The organism is Bacillus sp. ISL-45 (assembly GCF_018613195.1).
GTDB lineage: Bacteria > Bacillota > Bacilli > Bacillales > Cytobacillaceae > Mesobacillus.
On the sequence record NZ_JAGGQQ010000008.1, the window covers coordinates 287315 to 309915 of the forward strand.

General features: G+C 41.9%; 20 protein-coding genes and 1 riboswitch. Of the genes, 9 read left to right on the forward strand and 11 right to left on the reverse strand.

Annotation, left to right across the window (positions count from 1 at the left end):
- The first annotated feature begins 120 nt into the window (after positions 1-120).
- Positions 121-1104 (forward strand): glycoside hydrolase family 43 protein, encoded by a 984-nt coding sequence (locus J7E35_RS11620; RefSeq protein ID WP_353050364.1) that lies wholly within the window; start codon positions 121-123, stop codon positions 1102-1104.
- A 45-nt stretch (positions 1105-1149) separates the two neighbouring features.
- Here the strand turns inward: J7E35_RS11620 and J7E35_RS11625 are convergent, their stop codons facing one another.
- The gene (locus J7E35_RS11625; RefSeq protein ID WP_214779881.1) at positions 1150-2304 is read right to left on the reverse strand and encodes an ROK family transcriptional regulator; all 1155 of its coding nucleotides are present in this window, start codon (positions 2302-2304) and stop codon (positions 1150-1152) included.
- A 327-nt stretch (positions 2305-2631) separates the two neighbouring features.
- Here J7E35_RS11625 and xylA point away from each other — a divergent pair, with 327 nt between their 5' ends.
- The 5 genes from xylA to J7E35_RS11650 all read left to right on the forward strand — a co-directional run bounded on the left by xylA (position 2632) and on the right by J7E35_RS11650 (position 8489).
- Positions 2632-3948: a xylose isomerase gene (gene xylA, locus J7E35_RS11630; protein ID WP_214779883.1), complete on the forward strand. Its 1317-nt coding sequence runs from the start codon at positions 2632-2634 to the stop codon at positions 3946-3948.
- 121 nt (positions 3949-4069) lie between these two features.
- Positions 4070-5569, forward strand: coding sequence for a xylulokinase (xylB, locus tag J7E35_RS11635; RefSeq protein ID WP_214779885.1), 1500 nt, complete (start codon positions 4070-4072; stop codon positions 5567-5569).
- 54 nt (positions 5570-5623) lie between these two features.
- Positions 5624-6658 (forward strand): aldose epimerase family protein, encoded by a 1035-nt coding sequence (locus J7E35_RS11640; protein WP_214779887.1) that lies wholly within the window; start codon positions 5624-5626, stop codon positions 6656-6658.
- A gap of 12 nt (positions 6659-6670) precedes the next feature.
- Positions 6671-7654: an aldo/keto reductase gene (locus J7E35_RS11645; RefSeq protein ID WP_214779889.1), complete on the forward strand. Its 984-nt coding sequence runs from the start codon at positions 6671-6673 to the stop codon at positions 7652-7654.
- 211 nt (positions 7655-7865) lie between these two features.
- On the forward strand, positions 7866-8489 hold the full coding sequence (locus J7E35_RS11650) for a YesL family protein (RefSeq protein WP_214779890.1): 624 nt from the start codon (positions 7866-7868) through the stop codon (positions 8487-8489).
- Positions 8490-8586: 97 nt separating this feature from the next.
- On the opposite strand, the gene J7E35_RS11655 is transcribed toward J7E35_RS11650, so the two are convergent.
- The 5 genes from J7E35_RS11655 to J7E35_RS11675 all read right to left on the reverse strand — a co-directional run bounded on the left by J7E35_RS11655 (position 8587) and on the right by J7E35_RS11675 (position 14576).
- On the reverse strand, positions 8587-9480 hold the full coding sequence (locus tag J7E35_RS11655; RefSeq protein WP_214740958.1) for a carbohydrate ABC transporter permease: 894 nt from the start codon (positions 9478-9480) through the stop codon (positions 8587-8589).
- Positions 9481-9494: 14 nt separating this feature from the next.
- Entirely contained in the window at positions 9495-10373 is an 879-nt protein-coding gene (locus tag J7E35_RS11660; RefSeq protein ID WP_214779892.1) for a carbohydrate ABC transporter permease, read from the reverse strand.
- A 256-nt stretch (positions 10374-10629) separates the two neighbouring features.
- Positions 10630-11937, reverse strand: a complete 1308-nt coding sequence (locus tag J7E35_RS11665) for an extracellular solute-binding protein (protein ID WP_214779894.1) — start codon at positions 11935-11937, stop codon at positions 10630-10632.
- Between the two features lie 109 nt (positions 11938-12046).
- Positions 12047-12832 carry a response regulator transcription factor gene (locus tag J7E35_RS11670; RefSeq protein WP_214779896.1) on the reverse strand — a complete coding sequence of 262 codons (786 nt, stop codon included), beginning with the start codon at positions 12830-12832 and terminating at the stop codon, positions 12047-12049.
- Positions 12822-14576 carry a sensor histidine kinase gene (locus J7E35_RS11675; protein WP_214779898.1) on the reverse strand — a complete coding sequence of 585 codons (1755 nt, stop codon included), beginning with the start codon at positions 14574-14576 and terminating at the stop codon, positions 12822-12824. Before J7E35_RS11675 ends, J7E35_RS11670 begins: the two co-directional genes overlap by 11 nt.
- Positions 14577-14937: 361 nt before the next feature.
- Here J7E35_RS11675 and J7E35_RS11680 point away from each other — a divergent pair, with 361 nt between their 5' ends.
- Positions 14938-16092: an endo-1,4-beta-xylanase gene (locus J7E35_RS11680; protein WP_214779900.1), complete on the forward strand. Its 1155-nt coding sequence runs from the start codon at positions 14938-14940 to the stop codon at positions 16090-16092.
- 110 nt (positions 16093-16202) lie between these two features.
- Positions 16203-16964: a polysaccharide deacetylase family protein gene (locus J7E35_RS11685; RefSeq protein ID WP_214779903.1), complete on the forward strand. Its 762-nt coding sequence runs from the start codon at positions 16203-16205 to the stop codon at positions 16962-16964.
- Between the two features lie 194 nt (positions 16965-17158).
- Here J7E35_RS11685 and J7E35_RS11690 read toward each other — a convergent pair whose 3' ends face one another.
- From J7E35_RS11690 to pgaC, 4 genes are all read right to left on the reverse strand, one after another.
- On the reverse strand, positions 17159-17299 hold the full coding sequence (locus tag J7E35_RS11690; protein ID WP_214779905.1) for a DUF2116 family Zn-ribbon domain-containing protein: 141 nt from the start codon (positions 17297-17299) through the stop codon (positions 17159-17161).
- Between the two features lie 24 nt (positions 17300-17323).
- Positions 17324-17407, reverse strand: a riboswitch (cyclic di-GMP riboswitch).
- 82 nt (positions 17408-17489) lie between these two features.
- Positions 17490-18419 carry a polyisoprenyl-teichoic acid--peptidoglycan teichoic acid transferase TagU gene (gene tagU / locus J7E35_RS11695; protein ID WP_214779907.1) on the reverse strand — a complete coding sequence of 310 codons (930 nt, stop codon included), beginning with the start codon at positions 18417-18419 and terminating at the stop codon, positions 17490-17492.
- Between the two features lie 118 nt (positions 18420-18537).
- The gene (gene pgaD / locus J7E35_RS11700; protein WP_214779909.1) at positions 18538-18906 is read right to left on the reverse strand and encodes a poly-beta-1,6-N-acetyl-D-glucosamine biosynthesis protein PgaD; all 369 of its coding nucleotides are present in this window, start codon (positions 18904-18906) and stop codon (positions 18538-18540) included.
- 9 nt (positions 18907-18915) lie between these two features.
- Complete coding sequence (gene pgaC / locus J7E35_RS11705; RefSeq protein ID WP_285290781.1) at positions 18916-20154, reverse strand: poly-beta-1,6-N-acetyl-D-glucosamine synthase; 1239 nt, start codon at positions 20152-20154, stop codon at positions 18916-18918.
- 235 nt (positions 20155-20389) lie between these two features.
- Between pgaC and J7E35_RS11710 the strand changes: the two genes are divergently transcribed.
- Entirely contained in the window at positions 20390-21166 is a 777-nt protein-coding gene (locus J7E35_RS11710; RefSeq protein WP_214779912.1) for a hypothetical protein, read from the forward strand.
- A gap of 124 nt (positions 21167-21290) precedes the next feature.
- Here J7E35_RS11710 and J7E35_RS11715 read toward each other — a convergent pair whose 3' ends face one another.
- Positions 21291-22334 carry an S-layer homology domain-containing protein gene (locus J7E35_RS11715; RefSeq protein WP_214779913.1) on the reverse strand — a complete coding sequence of 348 codons (1044 nt, stop codon included), beginning with the start codon at positions 22332-22334 and terminating at the stop codon, positions 21291-21293.
- Positions 22335-22601 lie beyond the last annotated feature (267 nt).

Consider the following 22601-nt stretch of genomic DNA (forward strand, 5'->3'; position numbering starts at 1 on the left):
AACAAGAAAATCCGTCCTTTTTTTGTCTCCGCAAGAAAAGTTAGTTTAATCGGTATACAAAGTAGATAGGCTTCGTTTATAATTTGAATAGATCTTAATATGAACATGGAGGTTATCAGTGTGAAAAATTCTAAGCAGAATGAACCTTTAGTTACGCATATTTTTACGGCAGATCCTTCCGCGCATGTTTTTGAAGGGAAGCTTTATATTTATCCTTCACATGATCTTGATCATGATGAGCCTTCTAATGATAATGGGGACCAGTATAAAATGGAGGATTACCACGTCCTTTCCATGGAAAATGCCGATGCTCCATGTATTGACCATGGGGAAGTGCTTCATCTAAAAGATATCCCTTGGGCAAGCAAGCAGCTATGGGCTCCAGATGCTGCTTATAAAAACAATACGTATTATTTATTTTTCCCGGCGCGGGACCAAGAGGGGATTTTCAGAATTGGTGTGGCAACAAGCCAAAGTCCTGCAGGGCCTTTCAAACCGGAGCCAAATTATATTCCTGGCAGCTTTAGCATTGACCCGGCAGTGTTAGTGGATGAGGATGACAGAGCTTATGTTTATTTTGGCGGCCTCTGGGGAGGACAGCTGGAAAAGTGGCAGACAGGCACGTTCATACCTGATGCTGAAGGCCCAGCACCGACGGAACCTGCATTAGGGCCAATCGTTGCTGAATTAACCGATGATATGCTGAATTTCAAAGTTGAACCACAGGAAATCTCCATCGTCGATGAAGAGGGCAATCCGATTCTAGCAGGTGATGAGGACCGCAGATATTTTGAGGGGCCATGGGTTCATAAGTACAATGGTCTTTACTATCTTTCTTATTCTACCGGCACGACTCATAAAATTGTTTATGCTGTCAGCGAGAATCCGCAGGGGCCATTTGTATATAAAGACACGATTCTTACACCTGTCAGCGGCTGGACAACCCACCATTCGATTGTTGAATTCAAAGATAAGTGGTATTTGTTCTATCATGACTGCTCGATGTCTGGCGGCGTGAACCACAAACGTTCTGTGAAATTCACCGAACTAAAATATAATGAAGATGGAACGATCCAAACAATCGATCCTTATGCTGATCGATAAAATTTACAGAGAAAAAACCCGATTCAAAGCTGAATCGGGTTTTCTCTATTCTTCTCCTGCTTTTATAAAATGGTCAACGACAAAAGCGGAAACACCCAGAGCAGTTGAATATTTTCCAAGCTTTGAGAACTCCAGTTGCATCTCCTTTTGGTGGTAGGCAAGTGTATGATTCTCAATCGTTGTTAGGATTGGCTCCTCAATCCATTCTCTTAACAGAGCTAAACGGTTTCCGATGATCACCTGGTCAGGATTGAAGGTATTGATGATGTTATTGATCCCGAACCCTAAGTACTGTCCAATCTTTTCAAAAAGCTCGATTGCGGATTTTTCTCCATTTTTAGCATGCTCGATCAAGGACTCCAATGAGTCAATATTCTCTCCGGCCATTTCCAGGAGGGCATTTTCAGAGGCGTAGGCTTCCCAGCACCCTCTGCTGCCGCAGTTACAGCGTTTGCCGTTCAATTCTATAATCATATGGCCCATTTCACCTGAAAATCCACTTTTCCCCTGGTACAGCTCTTTGTTTAAAATAATTCCGACACCAATCCCGATTCCCGCACTGACATAAAGGATGTTTTGATAGTCCTGGCCTGCGCCAAATTGCTGCTCGCCGACAGCTCCGGCATTTGCTTCATTTTCGATGATGATAGACACGTTAAAGATTCTTTCCAGGTCCTCTTTTAATTGGATATTTGTCCATCCTAAATTTGGAGCTAGCAGGACGGATCCCTCTTTGTTCACAATTCCAGGGACACCTACTCCAATTCCGACAATGCCATATCTGCTGTTAGGCATCTCATCCATCAGGGATTGGATCATTGTTTGGACAGTGCTGATAATGGAAGAATAGGAGGTCCGGTTTACATTTTGGCTTTTCTCAACGATAATCTTTCCTTTTAAATCTGTTAACACTGCGAGGACATAGTTGACGCCGATATCAACACCGATCGCATAGCCAGTATTCCTGTTGAAATGGAGGATGACCGGCCGCCTGCCGCCGCTTGAGATCCCCGGGCCGGATTCGTAAATCAGTTCATCCTCTAATAATTCAGTGACTAAAGAAGAAACGGTGGTCTTATTCAAGCCTGTTACATTGGCGATGTCTGCTCTGGAAATCGTCTCTTTTTCAATAATCAAACTCAGGACAAGTGCTTTATTATTTTTTTTTACAACATGCTGATTCCACGTTAAGATTCCCACTGATTTATAGCTCCTTATTTAATAGTAATTTTATTTTACCACAATCTTAGTTTGCCAAGCATACAAACTTCGGAGGATAGGTTAGAAATCGTAGATAGTGGAACTTATATTTAACTGCGAGTTCTAGGTTAGTAAAAGAAAACTGAAGGGATTTATCTGTATTATATCTAAATCTTTCTTCATACAATCTTAGTTTATCAGATAGACAAACTAAGATTTTAGTGCTATAATTTGATTTGTAACAGGAAAAAAGATATTTTATATAACAAAATTTTGTAAGCATTTACATGAATGAGTTCTAAACAAAATTCAGGGAGGAATTACGGCATGGCTTATTTTGAATCAGTGAACAAAATCCAATTTGAAGGTCCACGCTCCAACAATCCTTTTGCATTTAAATATTATAATCCGGAAGAAAAAATCAATGGAAAAACAATGGAGGAACTTCTTCGTTTTTCTGTAGCCTACTGGCATACATTCACGGCTGATGGCACAGATCCATTTGGTGTTGGGACGGCAATCCGTTCTTGGGACCGTTTCGATGGCATGGATCTGGCAAAAGCACGAGTTGAGGCTGCATTTGAACTTTTTGAAAAATTGAATGTGCCGTTCTTCGCTTTTCACGATGTGGACATTGCTCCTGAGGGCAGCACTTTAAAAGAAACAAACGAAAACCAGGACGCAATTGTTTCCATGATTAAAGATTACATGAAAACAAGCAAGACGAAATTGCTCTGGAACACGGCTAACATGTTCACGAATCCAAGATATACGCATGGTGCCGCGACTTCTCCAAATGCTGATGTTTTTGCATACTCTGCAGCAAAGGTGAAAAAAGGCCTTGAAGTAGCGAAAGAACTTGGTGCACAAAACTATGTATTCTGGGGCGGCCGTGAAGGCTATGAAACACTTCTTAATACAGATATGAAGCTTGAGCAGGACAACCTGGCACGTTTCTTCCATATGGCAGTCGATTATGCAAAAGAGATCGGCTTGAATGTACCATTCCTGATTGAGCCAAAACCAAAAGAGCCTACTAAACACCAATACGACTTTGATGTTGCTACTGGTCTAGGATTTTTGCAAAAATACGATCTGACAGACTACTTCAAATTCAATATTGAAGCGAATCACGCTACACTTGCCGGCCACACTTTTGAGCACGAACTAAGAACGGCACGCATTAACGGAATGCTAGGTTCAGTAGATGCGAACCAGGGAGATACACTGCTAGGCTGGGATACAGATGAATTCCCAACAGATTTGTATACTAATACACTGGCAATGTATGAAATCCTGAAAAATGGCGGCTTGGGAAGCGGCGGCTTGAACTTCGATGCTAAAGTAAGAAGAGGTTCTTTCGAGCCGGAAGATCTTTTCCACGCACACATTGCAGGGATGGATGCATTTGCAATCGGCCTGAAAGTAGCAAACAAATTAATTGAAGATAAGGTTCTTGATAGCTTCATTGAAGAACGCTACAGCAGCTATACAACAGGAATCGGCTTAAAAATTGCAGAAGGTAAAACAAACTTCCGTGAACTTGAAGAATACGCTCATCAGTTAACCGAAATTAAAAATCAGTCTGGCAGAACAGAACGCTTAAAAGCAGTAATCAATCAATACCTTCTGGAAACACTTTAATTCGTAAAAGTATAATTCAAACATAAGCATTGGGGTTGTCTAAATAACGAAGGTGGTAAATCCTCACAGTGAGGACCAGCCCTGTTAGACAGCCCCATTTCTATAGAATAGGAGGATCTCGATGAAATACGTCATCGGAGTGGACCTGGGCACAAGTGCCGTTAAAATACTGCTGGTCAATCAAAATGGAGAAGTATATAAGGAAGTTTCTAAATCCTATCCGCTTATCATTGAAAAGTCTGGTTATAGCGAACAGAACCCTGAGGAATGGGTAGAAAAAACCACTGAGGGCCTTGCTGAACTATTAGAGCAATTTGATGGAGATGCCGCTGAAATTGAAGGCATCAGCTTTTCCGGGCAAATGCACGGGCTTGTTTTATTGGACGAAAACCATCAGGTGTTACGGAATACGATTTTATGGAATGATACAAGAACAACGCAGCAATGTGAGGAGATTTACACTGTTGTGGGCAAGGAGAGGCTTTTAGAGGTAACGAAGAACCCTGCATTGGAAGGATTCACCTTGCCAAAGATCCTCTGGGTAAAAGAAAATGAACCGCAACTATTTGAACGTGCCAGCACTTTTTTGCTGCCTAAGGACTATTTGCGCTTTCGTATGACCGGGGAGATTCAGATGGAATACTCGGATGCTGCCGGGACTTTGTTGTTGAATGTGGCTGAGCGTCAATGGAGCCAGGAAATCCTCGATGCATTTGGTCTTTCTCCTGATTTCTGTCCTCCGTTGGTGGAATCCCATGAATTCGTTGGCAGTCTTTCACCTGAATTTTCGAAGGCAACCGGATTAATGGAAGGAACAAAAGTATTTGCTGGCGGTGCAGATAATGCATGCGGCGCGATTGGCTCCGGGATTTTATCGGAAGGAAAAAGCTTATGCAGTATCGGGACCTCAGGTGTTATTCTATCTTATGAAGCAAGAAATGACCTCGATTTTGCAGGTAAGGTTCATTATTTCAACCATGGGGAAGAGAATGCTTATTACACAATGGGCGTGACGCTGGCAGCCGGTTACAGCTTAAGCTGGTTCAAGGATACCTTTGCAAAACAGGAAGCTTTTGACCAGTTCTTAGAGGGAGTGAATGAAGTACCATCAGGCAGCAATGGCCTGTTATTTACTCCTTATATCGTCGGGGAGAGAACGCCGCATGCTGATTCAGCCATTCGCGGCAGCTTTATTGGCATTGATGCTTCACATGAGCGAAAGCACTTTGCACGCGCGGTGCTTGAGGGAATCACCTTCTCATTGAATGAATCGATTGAGATTTTCAGAAGCAGCAGAAAGACGATTGATTCCATCATCTCCATCGGCGGCGGAGCTAAAAACGAAACATGGCTGCAAATGCAGGCCGATATTTTCAATGCGAAAATTGAAAAGCTGGCAAGTGAACAGGGACCTGGAATGGGAGCGGCCATGCTCGCTGCATATGGCTGCGGCTGGTTTTCATCATTGAAGGATTGCGCAAAAGCATTCATTCAAGTCTCTAAAACCTACGAGCCAATTCCAGAAAATGTTGAACAATATAAGAAGTTCTTTTCGATTTATCAGGATGTATACACACAGACCAAGACGCTCAATGAACAGTTAAAAGAATTCAGGAGATAAAATTTGAATCCCCACTTAATGTGGGGCTTTCTTTTAAAAGAGTGGAGGATCTGCATGGAAGTTTTGAAAGAAAAATTCGGACAGATTGGCAGCCAGCCTGTGCATTCCTTTACTTTGAGAAATGACCATGGCATGGAAGTGACCGCCATTAATTATGGCTGTATTATCACGAAAATGATTGTTCCCGATCGAGATGGGAAATTTGAGAATATTGCTCTCGGCCATGACACACTTGATGAGTATTTGAACGACCCTTACTTCCTCGGTGCTGTTGTCGGGAGGGTGGCAGGACGCCTCAAAGGCGGCAGTTTTGAACTGGATGATAAGAGTTTAACTCTGGCCCAAAACGATAACACTAACCATCTCCATGGCGGATTGAAGGGCTTTGACAAGGTGGTATGGGATGCAAAGGTCATTGACGACGGTGTTCTGTTCTCCTATTTAAGCAGGGACGGAGAGGAAGGCTATCCTGGAGATCTGTACATAGAAGTAACTTACAGACTGAAAAACGACAATGAATTATCGATCCAGTACCGGGCGCAAACGGATCAAAAAACGCTGCTTACTGTTACCAACCACTCTTATTTTAACTTAAGCGGCAATTTGAAACGGGATGTTTTGAATCATTCCTTGCATTTAAAAAGTTCCCGTTTTCTTGAGCTGGATGATGAATTCCTGCCGACCGGCAGTATTTTGAATGTCAAAGATACACCCTTTGATTTTACAAACGGTGGTACTGTAAAAGCGGGAGCTGAATCGGATCACCCCCAAAATGTTCTCGTAGGAAATGGATATGATCATCCATTTCTATTAGATGATAACCATGATAATGAAATTGTTCTGAAGGACTCTGAAAGCGGGCGTACCCTGACGGTTGAAACAGACGAACCTGCTGTTGTCGTATACTCGGGGAATTCTCTAAAAGCGGAAGGGAACTTCAGAGGTGTACCTTCCAGAAAGTATTTGGGAATCTGTCTGGAAACACAAACCTTTCCTGATAGCATCCATCACCCACATTTTCCATCGATGGTTCTGGACAAAGGGGAGATGTACTCGTCTATCACGAAGTATAAATTTGGATTGGAATAAGGAGATGATGAAATGAATTACCGTGAATTAGGAAATACCGGGATCAAGATCAGTGAAGTGAGCTTTGGGACATGGGCAATCGGCGGATCATGGGGAAAGACTAATGATGAAGAAGCATTAAGATCCCTGGAGTACGCGATTGACCAGGGTGTCAATTTCTTCGATACAGCCGATGTTTATGGTGATGGCCATAGTGAAGAGTTGTTAGCGAAGGCCACTAAAGGCAAGGAAGATCAGATTCATATCGCAACAAAGTTCTGCCGTCAGGGTGACATCTTTGACCCGAAAAACTACAGCTATGAAACAGTCAGGTCTTATTGTGAAGATAGTCTTCGCCGATTGAACAGGGAAGCAATTGATTTGTATCAAATCCATTGCCCGGCTACTGAGATTTTGAGGGATGGCAGCGTGTTTGAAGTTCTCGACCGTCTTCAAGCAGAAGGGAAAATCCGTCACTATGGAGTCAGTGTCGAAACGGTGGAAGAAGGGCAGATCAGCCTCGAGAACCCAAATGTCAAAAGCCTGCAGATCATTTTTAATATGTTCCGCCAGAAGCAGCTGGAAACATTGATTCCTCAAGCCTATCAGAAAGGGGTAGGACTGCTGGTGAGACTGCCGCTTGCAAGCGGGCTGCTGACTGGTAAATTTACGGCAGGGCATGTATTTGAAGAGGATGACCACCGCCGCTTCAATGAAAATGGAGAGGCGTTTAATGTCGGAGAAACATTTGCCGGCCTTGGGTTCAAGAAGGGTGTTGAACTGGCCGACCAGCTGAAGTGGATTGCAGAAGGACGCCAATCAATGGCGAGCGCAGCACTGCGATGGATTCTCGACCAAAAAGAGATTACCTGCATCATTCCTGGCTTTAAAAACATTGATCAAGTAAAGGATAATCTCCAGACACTGGAAACAAAGCCATTCACAGAAGAAGAACTTCAGGCAATCCAGCTTTTTTATCAGGAGAATGTAAAGGGATTTATCAGAGGTCCTTACTGATCATTAAAGATTTGAAGCACAAATATAAAGTTTGTGCTTTCTTTTGATTTTGGGCGGTGGACGCTTAGTTAAACTGTTTTATAATGTTAGGAAGGGCTTAACCGAATAAGAATACTGATTAGTCTCTTTCCCTGAAGTTGGTACTGTTGGTGTACTGGAAAGGGATATATAAAGGAATTACATGCTAAGGGTTTTGGATGGAGGGGATTGGATGAATACACTGGCAAACCGGGCTTATGCAGCTACGGAATGGATATCGAAATTTGCCTATATAAATATTCTATGGATTGGGTTCTCACTAGCGGGTGTCATTATTCTGGGGTTTTTCCCGGCGACGATTGCGATGTTCACAATCATTCGCAAATGGCTGAAAGGAGAAACAGAAATCCCGATTTTTCGGACCTTTTGGACAACCTGGAAGTCGGAGTTATTCCGCAGTAATGGATTGGGATTGCTCGTAGCTGCAGTCGTTGGGCTTATTGTTTTTAACCTGGTCTTCGTAGAAAGGTCAGTGATCGGTCTTGTAAGTGTCATTCAGATCCCAATCTATCTGTTTATGTTTGCTGCCATCATGACTATACTCTATCTATTCCCGGTATATGTCCATTTTGAATTGAAGTGGTTCCAGATGATTAAAAACTCATTCCTGATAATGCTGATCAGCCCGATTGAAAATATCGTGATGATCGCAGGCATCGTTTCAGTACTATTCGTCGTAAAATTCATCCCTGCATTAGGCTTCTTCTTCGGCGGCAGTCTCATAGCAGCCATCATTATGTCCGCAGCCTATCTCGTTTTCGGCAAGATGGACAGGAAAAGAAGTCTAACTGAGTAAATGAAAAGGGCCCAATGACACATTGGGTTCTCTTTTTTTAACCGCATAAAAAAAGACAGATTACAAAAGGATCCTTTTGTATCTGTCTTTTCCCATATCAACCCTTAACAGATCCAGCTGCCATCCCCTCAACAATCTTGTCACTCAAGAACAAGAAAGCCAGAAGGATTGGTACGATACTGATTACTAGAGTTGCTCCGATTGCTCCCCAATCTGTTAAATATTGTCCTACGAAGTTATTGATTCCAACCGTCAGTGTCTTCCAGTTATCTGAACTGATGAAGGTGTTAACAAACACGAACTCATTCCAGTTATAGATCATATTGATGATGGCGGTTGTTGATAGAACAGGTACGGTCATCGGCAGGGTAATCTGGAAGAAAATCCTGTGGACAGAGCATCCATCCATGACCGCAGCTTCTTCAATCTCCCGCGGGAAGGTTCGATAAAAACCTAATAGAATCATAATCGTCAAAGGCAGGTTGAATGCCGTATATGATAAGACGATCGATACAGGGCTATCAATTAGATTTGCACTGTTATACATATTAAACAAAGGTATTATGGTTGAATGCAATGGAATCATATAAGCGACTAAGAATAAGCCAAGAACTAGGCCGCTAAGTTTCCAGGTCATACGTGTAACAGCAAATGTCACGAAACTGGCCAGGATGATCGTAAGGGCAACGGATAAAACGGTGATCCATACACTGTTGAAGAAATAGACTCCGATATTGCCTGACGTCCAGGCCTTTGTATAGTTGCCCCATTGCGGGTCTTGCGGCAACGAGAATGGTGACATCCCGAATACTTCCTGATTGGTTTTTAATGAAAAGAACAACAGCCATACTAATGGGTAAATTTGAATGACAGCAAATAACCCTAATATTAGATAAAGAAATCCAAATCCGATTTTGTTCAAGTAAGATTTCTTTGTTTTTTGGGGTGCGGAAAGGGTCGTTGCTGCTGGTTGTGTGCTAACCTCACTCATTATGTTTCACTCCCTTAAAATTGAACATCGTCTTTAGATTTCGTTAGTTTCGAAATTAACCAGGTCATGAAGAGTGCGATCACTAATAGTCCAAAACCGATGGCACTGCCATAACCGAAATTATTCAATTTAAATGCTTCTTTGTACATATAGGAAGCCATTACTTCACTGGCTCCGTTAGGCCCTCCGCCGGTCATAACATAAATCAAGTCAAAATATTTCAGTGAACCCACTACTGCGAGCATGATTGTCACCTTGAAAATTCCGGATATCAGGGGGAGTTTTATTTTATAAGCAATCTGTAGTGAGCTGGCTCCATCAATTTTCGCCGCTTCAATGATTTCATCGGGCACATTCTTTAGTGCAGCATAATAAATAAGAATGTAAAATCCTGCATACTGCCAGATAACCGGGATGAAAATCGCATATAGTGCGATGTCAGGGTCTGCCAGCCAAATTGGTGTATTTTCCACACCAAACATTTCAAGTAATGTATTCGCCATACCGTTGGTTGGATCGAAAATCTTCATCCAGAGCTGGGCGATGGCAACAGAGGATAAGAGCATTGGGATTAAATAAATCTTCCTTAATAAATCCGAACCTTTGATTTTACTGGCTAAAACCAGGGAAATGGCCAGATACAGCAGCAAGCTCGCTGTAGAGAAAATAGCTAAAAGAAAAGAGTGATAGGTACTTGTCCAGAACATTTTATCCTGAACGAGGGTGATATAGTTATCCAACCCAATAAATGTCATCTCACCGATTCCATCCCAGTCCATGAAACCGTAATAGCCTGATAATACAATGGGAATATAGATTAGGGTGAGTATGAGAAGCAGTGCTGGAAGCGTATAAAGGGCAATTACGTATTTATTCGACATAACATTTTTCATGTTGGTGAGCCGCCTTCCTTTCCTATAAGGCTCTTTTCGTAAACTTGTTGCTTTTTCAACGAAAGTAAAAACCGGCACCAGGGTTATTACGAGTTTTAAGTGAAATTTAGTTCAGAGTTCTCTTCGAAAAGAGCCCCGATACCCCTATAGATGCGGATCATATTACTTGTTCGAAATGCAACAATCAATGCGAGAACAGCCTTCTATAAAGAAGAGGGCATATTCATCAGCAATATGCCCTCTTTCTAAGCAAGTATTATTTCTCAGCAGCAAGTGCTTCTTCTTGCGTTTTTGCAAACTTTTCTGGGGTTGTTTGTCCGCCGAATAATGCTTGGATCTGGTTCAAGTGAACATCTGCTACGCTGGCAGACATCTGAACATCTGCATATAGAGTCAGGTTCGTTGCGTTTCCTAAGTCATTCAGGATGTCAATGTACATTGGGTGAAGCTCGCCATTGGATGTATCAACGACTGTAGCAGGAATGACTCCAGCATCAACAACGGAACGCTTGCCCCATTCTTCTACCAGGTAGGAGACAAATTCTTTCGCTTCGTCTTTAACCTTTGATTGTTCTGATACGAACAGACCAACACCAGGTCCCCCTACATAGCTGTCAATATCGCCTTTTCCGCCTTCATAGGTAGGGAACTTGAAGTAACCAACTTTGTCCTTGAATTCCTGGGAAACATCAGGAGTTGTTGTATAGTTTGGAAGCTCCCATGTTGCCATCATGTACATAGCAGCTTGTTCATTCATAAAGTAACCTTTTGCTTCATCGTTGGAAAGACCGTTGTAGCCTTTGACGAATGCATTCATCTTAACAAGCTTTTCAATTTCTTCAGCTGCCTGGACAAGAGCTGGATCTTCAAAGCTTCCAGAGCGGTTGATTGCATTGTTCAATGCTTCAGGTCCGCCAATGCGGTCAGCAAGGTACATATACCACATGGATCCAGTCCAGCGGTCTTTGTTTCCTAGAGTGATTGGAGTAACCTTGTTATCAGCAAGTGTTTTAACGACATTCAGGAACTCATCATATGTCTTTGGAGCTTCTAAATTATATTTCTCAAAAATTTCTTTATTGTAATATACCGGGGTGATGTTCAATTCAAGAGGTACAGCATATGGCTTTTCGTCAACTGAGAAAGCATCAAGCGTACCAGCAACGAAATTGTCTTCCTTAGCAATGTCATCTAATGGAGCAAACATCTTTCCATCAACGAAAGGCTTCATATATCCTGCGGCCCAGGTGATCCCAACATCCGGCAGTTCATTTGAAGCAGATAATACTTTGATTTTTTCCTTGTACTGCTCATTGCCTAGAATTTCGGTCTGGATGTCTACATCTGGATGGTCCTTTTCATATGCATTGATAATGTCATCCACAATAGTGTATTGTGCATTTGAACTTCCTTCTGGCCATAGATGCATCATTTTCACGACAGTTTTATCTCCGCTGGACGCCTTTTCATCGCCCGAGGAACCAGTAGAGGAAGAACAGCCTCCCAAAATCAGTCCGCCTGCCAATGCAAAGGTCATTACAGAGGAAAACGCTTTCTTTTTCATCAATCCAAAACCCCCTCAATTGTTTGTTTGTCTATGCCTTACAGTTAAAGTCTAACACCAGGGGGGAGACCAAAAAAGGCAACTATGATTAGGAAAAATACTACTATTTTTAGAAAGCCCTTTCATTTCCTGTTTTTCGATAAGCACTCGGTGTCATACCCTCTATTTCTTTGAAAATCTTAATGAAGTATTTTGCGGTTTTATAGCCGACTTCCTCTGCTATTTCATTAATCGGAAGGGTAGTCGAAAGGACTAATTCCTTTGCGCGCTGAATCCTTCTTCTGGTCACATATTCACTGAAATTAAGGTCGACTTGCTCCTTGAACAATACGCTAAAATAACTGGGGTTCAAATGGACATGGGCTGCAACATCTTTCAATGTGAATTCTTCCTTTAGATTGCGGTCAATATAAATGATCGCCTTGCGGATTGTATCTTTGGTTGAATTCATCTTGTTGCTGGCATCGACTATTTTCTCGTCGACCACTTTTTCGATCAATCCGGCCCTTTCTTGTTTCTCCATGACCTTCACAGCATCTTCGACAGCTTCGATCAGCTTCTTTTTCCCAATTGGTTTCAAGAGATAATTGATGACACCGAGCTTTAATGCTTGCTGTGCGTACTCAAATTCGGAATAGGCGGATATGACAATTACTACTGGCCGCATTCCTTTTTCCTTCAGTGTCTTTAATAACTGGAGACCTGTCATTTCCGGCATCCGGATATCAGATAGTAAAATATGAATCTTCATTTCCTTGGCAATGCGCAGGACATCCTCACCGCTTTCGGCAGTGAGGATGGCGTATTCACCGTTGTTCCAGCTTTCTAGTGTTCTTTGCAAGCCTTGTCTCGTTCTGGGTTCATCATCCACAATCAAAATATTTTTAGACAACATTCTTTTCGCCTCCTTCAATCGGTAGTTCGAACGTAATCCGAGTTCCCTGGTCTAACTCACTCTCGATCAAAAGGTCTGAGTGTGAAATGCCCTGGTAATATAGTTTTAAGCGCTTATAGACATTTGAAATGGCCATCCCTTTTCCGTTCGCAGAGGAGGTACCGCCATCTTCAATGTTCTGGATAATCTGTGACAGCCGCTCTGCGTCCATCCCGGATCCATCATCTTTTACGATGATACGAATCCGATTTTGGTTTTCAACTTTGACGGGTTCTACGGTTACGGAAATCTGGCAGTTTCCTGTTTTATTTCCAGCTCCATGGAGGGCTGCGTTTTCCACCAGAGGCTGTATGATTAGTTTTGGAATCCTCACATGCTCATATTTTTCCAGGACTGAGACATGCCATTTCAGCCTGTTGCCAAAACGCATTTTCATGATTTCCATATAGTCGCTGATGTGCTTGATTTCATCCTTTAGGTACACCCAATCATCATCGGTTTCTTTTGTAATGGTATAACGGAATAAATCAGACATGGCCACTACCAGTTCAGCAAGCTCTTCCTCATCTTTTTCATCCAGTGACCAATGAAGCGCATCTAGCGTGTTGAATAGGAAATGAGGATTGATTTGCGCCTGAAGCGCTTTCAATTCACTTTGGCTTCTTAAGATCTCCTTCTGATAAACAATCTGCATCAAATGGTTCGTTTCTTTTACCAGTTGGTTATAGGTACTGTTTAATTCATTGATTTCATTTACGGAATACACTTCCGGATTCAGTGTTAATGAACCATCACCGGCTCGCTGCATGGTTTTTGTCAATCTCAATATCGGGCTTGTAATCAAGGTAGATAGAAAGAAAGAACTGATGGAGAAAATGATGAGGCCGACCACTCCAGACAAAATGATGCCGTTCCTGATCCAGGACATGCCCTCAGTCAGCTCACTGACAGGTGTTAAAATGAAGACAGTCCACCCTGTAAGGCTTGATGTTTGCTGTGTTACAATATAGTCCCGCTCATTAAGCTGTACGGCGTTTTCTTCACTTTCAATGATGCTATTGATATCTCCGGTATAATTTTGGATGATCGGATTTTGATATTGATCCAAAAGAATCGAATATTGGTCGTTTTCATATTTTTCATTCGCAAAATGAAAATGATTACGGTTAATACTGATTAAGAGATAACCGCCATTTCTATATTGTCTTTCCATTAAATTAACTCTCCGGATGGCCAGGAAGTAGTTTTTATCATTTGGATCTTCACCAATCCAAACGATCCGTCCTCTTGCTTGATATGCTTCATCAATCCACTTATTGCCGATTCGGTTTATTAATTCATCCTCATCAAGGGGGAGGATCCGCTGCTTTTTATCAGAAAAGAGCTGAAAGGAAAAAATCCCATCCGTATTCCCGATAATCCGGTTGATATGCCCCATTAATTGCTGCCTGTCGCTAAAAGATACTTGTTTTTCGTCATGGACATCCGTTAAGATTCTTTGAACTCCTTCATCTGTTATGACAAGCTTTGAATTCATATTGATCTGCTCGTAAAGAGATTCGATTCGTCCATTGGCTTCAATCGCTACTTGCTGTATTTGCTTTTCGGCGTTGTTCTGCAGCAGTGCCGAAACTTGTCCTAATGTTAGAAGACTGACGATCAATAATACAATGACCATGACAATCAAAAAGATAAATAGAATCTGGTTGCGTAATGTGTTCCACTTTTTTAGTTGTTTCAGCACGGGCGGTTCGCCTTTCTTTTCTATGAGTATTTGTACTTACTATTATATCTCCTTTCTTAATAGCTGTTGATATGTCTATTTCAGGTAAAATGTACAAAAATTCAGGATGCAAATGGCTTATGTTCCATCTAGTCATATTTTATCATTTTTAGAGAAAACTTTAAATTATTAGTTTATTAAGTGGATAAACTAAGTTTTGTGTTGATATAATCATTTTAAGTCAGGTAACAGCTGCATATTTTTTTACATCTTAATGAAAGCCCTTACTTTTGTTTCCTGGCAAGCAAACAGCATAGGGGGGAGAGTTCGTTCGATCTGTAAAGAATGTAAAAACAAATTGAGAAAGAGGGGAAAGCATAACATGTTAAAAGTATTGCGTAAACCATTTCTTACTGGGCTGGCTTTGGCCCTATTTTTACCTGCCGGATTATCCAATGTTGCAGCAGCTGAACCGATTAGTGCCCTGGATGTCGAAGTGGAACTTGATGAAAGGTATGCAGATTCATTTGATATTGGTGCAGCCGTTGAGCCTAGCATGCTGGAAGGCAAGGACGCTGATGTCCTAAAGCGCCATTTTAACAGTGTTGTTGCCGAGAATGTCATGAAACCGATTAATATCCAGCCTGAAGAAGGGAAGTTCACCTTCGAGGAAGCAGATAAAATCGTCAAGTTTGCGAAAGAGAATGACATGGAGCTGCGTTTTCATACGCTGATCTGGCACAGTCAGGTCCCTGAATGGTTCTTCCTGGATGAGGAAGGAAATAAGATGGTCGATGAAACAGATCCTAAGCAGCGTGAAAAGAATAAAAAGCTGTTGCTAAAACGATTGGAGACTCATATTAAAACGATCGTCAAGCGATATAAAAATGACATCAGCTCTTGGGATGTTGTCAATGAAGTAATTGATGAGTATGCGCCTAACGAAGAGGGCTTACGCGAATCTCCATGGTATCAAATTACAGGTAATGAGTATATCAAGGTTGCTTTTGAAACAGCGAACCGCTTTGCCGCAAAGGACGCTAAGCTTTACATCAATGACTACAACACTGAGGTAGAACCGAAGAGAACCCACTTGTACAACCTGGTGAAGGAATTGGTTGAAGCTGGTGTTCCGATCGATGGAGTTGGGCATCAGGCACATATCCAAATCGGCTGGCCATCTCTTCAGGAAATAGAGGATTCCATTAACTTGTTTGCCGGGTTAGGCCTTGATAACCAAATTACAGAACTCGATGTAAGCCTTTATGGATGGCCTCCAAGACCTGCTTATCCAGCTTATGATGAAATCCCTGCAAGCGAATTCGAGCGCCAGGCAGTCCGCTATGATCAGCTTTTCCAGCTCTATGAGAAACTAGGAGACAAGATCAGCAGTGTGACATTCTGGGGTGTTGCTGATAATCATACTTGGCTGAATGACCGCGCAGAACAGTACAATGACGGAGTGGGAGTTGACGCGCCGTTTGTCTTTGATAATGAATACAATGCCAAGCCGGCTTATTGGGCTATTATTGACTAGAAATTTAGATTAATAGTTGCATTTTATGATGTCCTTGGGAATTCCTGCATCCACTTTGTTGTTTATAACAACAAAGTGGATGCAGCTAAAAATAGGAGGGAACGGTGCGGATGAAAAAATTTAAAGGACTGTTTATGGCTTTGATCCTATTACTAATTGCGAGTACTCAATACCAGCTGCCAGCCAGCGCTACACAAACTGAACAGGTTGAAATTCCTGTCCTGCTTTATCATGTCGTGAAACCTGATCCAGACCCGAATAATCCCTATCAATTCAGTCTAGAAGAATTCGAAAAACATATGGCTTATCTTCATGAAAATGGCTACCGCACTTTAACAATGAAGCAATATTTTAACATCCTTGATAAGAAAGCGGCCATGCCAAAGAAGCCAATCCTCCTGACATTTGACGATAATTCAAATGATTTTTATCCGTATGTCTATCCATTACTGCAGAAATATGGGATGAAGGCGACTCAATTCACGGTGTCCAATTGGGTGAATGGAAGCTGGAATATGACTTCAGATGAACTTCTAACCGTAATGGAGAACGGGATAGATATCCAAAATCATTCAGTAACACACCCAGCTCTTGCCGATCTAACCAGGGAGCAGCAATACACAGAAATCAATGAAGCAACAAAAGCCCTTAAAGAGTTAACAGGAAGAACAACGAATACCTTCGCCTATCCATATGGAAGCTATAATGCCGATACAACCTCCGTTTTAGAGGAATTAGGGTTTAAAGGCGCATTCAAAGTGGGCGGCGGAATCAGCACAGATCAAAGTGACCGATATGAACTGCCTCGGATTATGATCCTGCAAGAACATACTTTAGAGGACTTTGTCAGAATGGTAGAGACGGGGTATTAGCAGCAAATGAGAATTATAGAGTTAAAGGTCGGACATAGGTGTTATCCTGTGGCCGGCTTTTTATGTTTGAATCATTAGACATGGATGAAGAAAATACGAAGCTAAGTTGAGGGAGCTCGCATTGAAAAGGCTTCAGGAGGTTTGATTAATAATGAAAAAGTACCTGGCATCAGTCAGGTACTCAATAAATGTATTTACATTTGGTTAGCAGCTATGGTAACGATAGCGCTTAACAAAACGGAAAGAAGGATTAAAGCACCATACATGATAGTCTGTTTCCTTCTTTTCTTTTTTTGCTTGGCTTCAGGCGTAAGCCATTGATATTCTGTTGACATCAAATGATCTCCTTTATCTATTTTGATGGCAGCTGGCAGGCTTTGTCTGTGACAGAGGCCCCTATAGCTTTGCGTCATTACTTTTCAGTAATTTTGCTCTTTTTTATTATATAAATTTTTTGAATAATAGTACTATAGGTAATAGATACCCTTTTATTTACAGAAAATGGCACCCTTTTAGCTTTGTGTGTTATTCCATTTCCAGGTGTTCTTTTAACGCTTGCTGTAATTTTTGCTTTTCTTCCTCAGATACGATGTAGTAATAAACACCATCGATTTTCGTGCCGTTACCAGTTGCTTCCATCTGTTGTATGCTTTTTCCTGCATCCTTATAATTCGATTGAATATCTACCATTTCATCAAACTTCATGTTGGTTTTGATGTTTTTTCCTAATGCTTCAAAAATTTCATCAAATTTTGTCAGTGTTGAGAAACTTGCGCCTTTACTGATTACACCCTGGATAATTTGGCGCTGGCGAGATTGACGCCCAAAATCTCCGCGTGGATCCTCATATCGCATCCGGGAGTATTTCAGGGCTTTTTCACCATTTAACGTGATTTCACCTTTTGGAAAGTGTTCCCCTCCATAGTTGAAATCAAGATCATTGTTCACAGTTACTCCGCCTACAGCATCGACAATATCCTGAAAGCCTTCCATATTGATTTGCATATAATAATCAATCGGTATATCAAGGAAGTTTTCGACTGTATCCATTGACATTTCGACTCCGCCAAAAGCATAAGCATGGTTGATTTTATCGTCAAAACCTTTGCCTATAATCTCGGTTCTAGTATCACGGGGAATACTAAGCATCTTGGTTGTTTTTGTTTGAGGATTCACAGTTAGGACGATTAGTGTATCGGAACGTCCACGATCACCTTCACGCTCATCCACACCCATCATTAGCACAGAAAAGGGCTCTTTTTTATCGAGAGTTATCGGTTCCGACCGCTTCTCCGACTTATCCCGCTCAATCGGCTGATGCATCGTATTAACCGCGTTAGTCAATGAGTTATAAACATAAAACGCATAACCTCCCACAGCAACAAAGAGGACAAGAATAGTTATTCCTATAACCTTAAGCCATGCAGGCTTTTTCTTACTCTTATTCGATCTCATATCTTTTTCCCTTCCAGAATTAGAAAATTTCACACTAATCCCTATATTAGCAAATTTTTATCCAAGAGAGAATCTATTTTTTGAGTGACAGGCACCATCCAATTATGGATGGTGCCTGTCACTTTCTATCAATATAATTACTTTCTCGAATGTTCATATGTTCATCCTCGGTCACCTGAAAATACTCAGCCATTTCTTTCCCACACGCCTGTGGTGGGAAGGTCCTCCTTTTGAGCGCCCCGTATTTGCACCTGTTATATGAACTCCACCAGCTGAGGAAAGCGGCACTTATGATTACCACAAGGATGGTGATCAGCATGATTGAATTCGCATTGGCTAAATTCAGTTCAAGAAAAGTGAAATCCAGGGTACCTTCGAAATAAGTAATAATGTTATACAGGAACAATGCGAGAAATGCCCAGCCGAACAAGGTGAAAAGCAGGTCGATGATTTTTCGCGGTCTTGACTGCTTGTTGTTAATAATCATATGTTCTCCTTATAGATGGAGTCCACGGTCAGGACTTTCCCATGTGGCGAATTGGTTTTTGTTTTTCTTGAGGATCTTTAGCCCTCTTGGGAGCGCTCTGATCACAAGCAGGGCATTGATATGCCAGTAAAGGATTGGGTACCAGATTCCCCAGAGCATGTATTTCAGGATTCCTTTTTCATACTTCCTCTCTATGTAGAGGGCAACGAGGAATTGCAGCAGACAAATGATAGATAGATAGTTTCCAATCCACAAAGTCGGCAAGATGAATTCCTGATGGAAAAAGTATTTGTACAGCATAATGAGCAGCGAGACAAACCAGGTGATTGACCAAAGGACGCTGAGAACCTGTTCGAGATAGACAGGGTACAACCTCCGCTGCCGCCAGTCGAGAAAGATATCCATATGGCGCAGGGTGACTTCGATGCCGCCCTGGGTCCACCTCAGACGCTGCTTCCAGATTCCCCTCAATGTTTCAGGGACGAGCATCCAGCATAATGCTTTCGGTTCATAGCGGACATCCCAGAATCTCCTTTGCAGCTTCCATGTAATCCCGATATCGTCAGTGATCAGGTCAGTATCCCACATCCCCGCGTCCAGGAGGGCTTTTTTACGGAAAACGACAAACACTCCGGAAACCGTCATCACTTTCCCGAGCACTCTTTGCGTCCTTTTTATCAGACCGATGATGCTGGCGTATTCCACGAGCTGGATTTTCGCAAGCAGGCTTGTCCGGTTGCGGATCCTTGGATTGCCGGTAACCGCTCCTACTCTTTCCCCATTATTAGGCGTGATGAAATGAGGGACGATATGGTGGAGTGCATCCTTGTCAAGAATGGCGTCACTGTCAATTGTCGCGATGAGTTCACCCTTCGATGCCAGCACACCCTGTTTCAGGGCATTCGCTTTGCCTTTGTTATTTGTGACGTTGACGACACGCAACTTAGGGTTTAGGCCCAATAGTGATTTCAGGATCTCAAGGGTCCGATCCTTGCTGCCATCATTGATGACAATCACTTCATAATCGGGATAGTTGAGATTTGATGCGTACTCCACTGTTTCCTCAATTGTCTGTTCCTCGTTGTAGGCGGGAATCAGCAGGGAAACGAAGGGGAAATCGTCCGTTCTATGTTCAAGGTAGCGATCCTGCTTTTCTTTTTTTACAAAATAAATTAGACTTCCCGTAATCCAAACAATTCCCATAACAAGTGGATAATAAAACAAAAACAGAACCAAAAAGTTAGCCAAATTTGCATCCGTCCTATTAAAAAATTTCAGTTGTATTAAGATGATATTACTTTGCTGGATTGCAGATTAGCAATCTTTAATATTTGGTAGTATTTGGAGCGGTTTGACCGGAGGATTTGGCTGTAATTTTAATGGAAATTTCCGATATAAAATAAAAAGCAATTATCAGGAGGTCTATATGAGTTACCTGGGAAAATACAAGCAAATGCCAGCTGCATTTGAAAAGTTGCTAGTGTTGGAAAAAGAACTAGAAAGCCATGGCTATTCTCTCGACCGGGAGTTAAGTTTAGTACTTAGGTCTGACTTCTTTGCTTACAATGTGACGCCGTTTGATGTCATAACCTTTGCTGATACTGGATCTGATGGTATCCATTTTGGCTTTTTGACTGACTTTGGGATGGTTACGGATTTAGACAATGCTTTCATTGTTTGTGTGAGCCCGATGGATTTTGGCTGTCATATAAAAATAGTTGCGCGGAATTTACAGGAATTTTTAAATTTGTTGTACACGATGAAAAGTGCAGTAACGATTTCGAATTTTGTTCAGTTAAGCAGCGAGGACGAGGAGCAATACAAAAAATTAAAACTTGATTTAGAAAAAGAAGAAAAGGATAACCCTAAATTTTTTGAGAGAGCAGACTTTGTTGTTGAGAAGTTGCAGTCAGCATTGGAATGCCAGCTCATCGATAATATTTACGAATATATTGAGAACACTGTTGCAGATGACAGGAAGAAGCAAACAGTATTAACCACACGGGATGGAATAGGGGTTGTCCCTTTAAGCCCTGACAGTGGCGAACATGGGAACTTTCACCCTGAAAAGGGGAATTCAAAGGATGTCTCAGTATTTTTTGACCAGGCAACAACAGAAAGTAAACTTGCATTTATCAGAGACGCTCAATTTACGAATCAAATCCAGGATGACATAGAACTACAAGAATTAGTGATCAGTGAAATGAAAAAGCTAGGATTCCATGATGAAGCACACCGAGCTGCTGAGTGTTTAGAGTGACAGGCACTTGCCAGATACAGGGAGGTGACAGGCACCTTCCAGTTAAAGGTAAAAAACCTTCCAGGTAAATAGAAAAAGCAGACTCACTCAGATCCGTGTATTTGGACCTGGTGAGCCTGCTTTCTTATTCTTCATCGACAGTGTCAATCGTGCGTGTATCAACGGCTGCCCAGATGAATTCACGCATGAAGTTCTGGTATTGTTGATGTTCGTGCAGGAATACAAGATTCACTCTTTCTAACAGGACTCTATAGGCATCTTCCTTTGTCCTTGTGAGAACATAGATATCGTAGTCTGTGTCCCAATAGTCCAGGATGAACATGATTAGTTCCTTTTTTTCGGTACTGTTCATCGCTGCCCAGTCGTATCCGTCCATCTCATCGAGAGAATAGTAATGGTAGTTCCACCACAGTTCGTCAAGGAATATCTCAACTTGATCGTCTTCCACTGTACCATCGGTATAGGTGACCTTCATCTGGTTGTCGCCCAGATAGACCACTTTTTCAATATTTTCATAAACTTCTAAAGCAATGCGGTTCAACGCTAATTCGAAGTATTTATGTTCTTCGATTGTAAAGCGATAGGTCAGCTTGGCGAATGCTTCACGTGTGGTCGCATCCTGTGGGAAATAGAGTTTGCCATTTCCATCCGCAAAACCAATGTCCTTCAGGAAGAACACATGTGGTTTGGCCCAGCTTGAAATCTTGCTGGAGTCGGCAAATGGATGATTGTAGTCTAGCATGTAAACAAACTCTTCAAGACCCATGGCGCGGACGAACATTACGGCCATTTCCTGTCTAGTAATAAAGTCATTTCCGCCAAAAGACGTCTTGGATTTGCCATGGGAGATTCCGGCTTTCACCAACGCCCCGACATATGGCCTTGACCAGTCAGCCAGGTCGGTAAACTGTCTGGCAGCATTCGCATCCGGAGACAGTCCCATCGCAAGCGCAAGCATTTTCGCGTATTGAGCCCTTGTTACCTTCTCCTTTGGCCTGAACGTTCCATCCGAGTAGCCAGTTATGATCCTTTCCTGTGCAAGCCGTTCAATATGCGGCTTCATCGGTGATGAATCAATATCGGTAAACGCATTAGCAGCTGCTGGTGTGCCCCCAAAAACCCCCAATAACATAGCAGCAGAAACAAAAGAAATTATCGTATTTTTCAAGTTTTCACCTCAGAAGTTTTTCTATGAAAAGTATAAAGGAAATAGGAGGGGAAATCCCGTGGCTTTGGGACTAATTAGGCAGTTAAGCAATGGAATAAATAGCTGAAATGCATGGCAGATATAAAAAAATAGACTGATAGATAAAAAGAGACAGACAACAATTTTTAGCTTATGTTAAAATAAGTAAAAATAACTAATTTATTTTAAGATTGAAAATATTATATTGTAGGCGCTCTTGCGCTGTGTCTGCTCCTTAAACAAGAGAAT

Bases quoted from the DNA above. Each gene is read 5' to 3' on its own strand.
- tagU (WP_214779907.1), bottom strand. From the start codon at position 18,419: ATGAGATCGAATAAGAGTAAGAAAAAGCCTGCATGGCTTAAGGTTATA.
- J7E35_RS11680 (WP_214779900.1), top strand. From the start codon at position 14,938: ATGTTAAAAGTATTGCGTAAACCATTTCTTACTGGGCTGGCTTTGGCC.
- J7E35_RS11655 (WP_214740958.1), bottom strand. From the start codon at position 9,480: ATGAGTGAGGTTAGCACACAACCAGCAGCAACGACCCTTTCCGCACCC.
- J7E35_RS11670 (WP_214779896.1), bottom strand. From the start codon at position 12,832: ATGTTGTCTAAAAATATTTTGATTGTGGATGATGAACCCAGAACGAGA.
- xylB (WP_214779885.1), top strand. From the start codon at position 4,070: ATGAAATACGTCATCGGAGTGGACCTGGGCACAAGTGCCGTTAAAATA.
- J7E35_RS11660 (WP_214779892.1), bottom strand. From the start codon at position 10,373: ATGAAAAATGTTATGTCGAATAAATACGTAATTGCCCTTTATACGCTT.
- J7E35_RS11690 (WP_214779905.1), bottom strand. From the start codon at position 17,299: ATGTCAACAGAATATCAATGGCTTACGCCTGAAGCCAAGCAAAAAAAG.
- J7E35_RS11640 (WP_214779887.1), top strand. From the start codon at position 5,624: ATGGAAGTTTTGAAAGAAAAATTCGGACAGATTGGCAGCCAGCCTGTG.
- J7E35_RS11650 (WP_214779890.1), top strand. From the start codon at position 7,866: ATGAATACACTGGCAAACCGGGCTTATGCAGCTACGGAATGGATATCG.
- xylA (WP_214779883.1), top strand. From the start codon at position 2,632: ATGGCTTATTTTGAATCAGTGAACAAAATCCAATTTGAAGGTCCACGC.
- J7E35_RS11665 (WP_214779894.1), bottom strand. From the start codon at position 11,937: ATGAAAAAGAAAGCGTTTTCCTCTGTAATGACCTTTGCATTGGCAGGC.
- J7E35_RS11685 (WP_214779903.1), top strand. From the start codon at position 16,203: ATGAAAAAATTTAAAGGACTGTTTATGGCTTTGATCCTATTACTAATT.
- pgaD (WP_214779909.1), bottom strand. From the start codon at position 18,906: ATGATTATTAACAACAAGCAGTCAAGACCGCGAAAAATCATCGACCTG.
- J7E35_RS11645 (WP_214779889.1), top strand. From the start codon at position 6,671: ATGAATTACCGTGAATTAGGAAATACCGGGATCAAGATCAGTGAAGTG.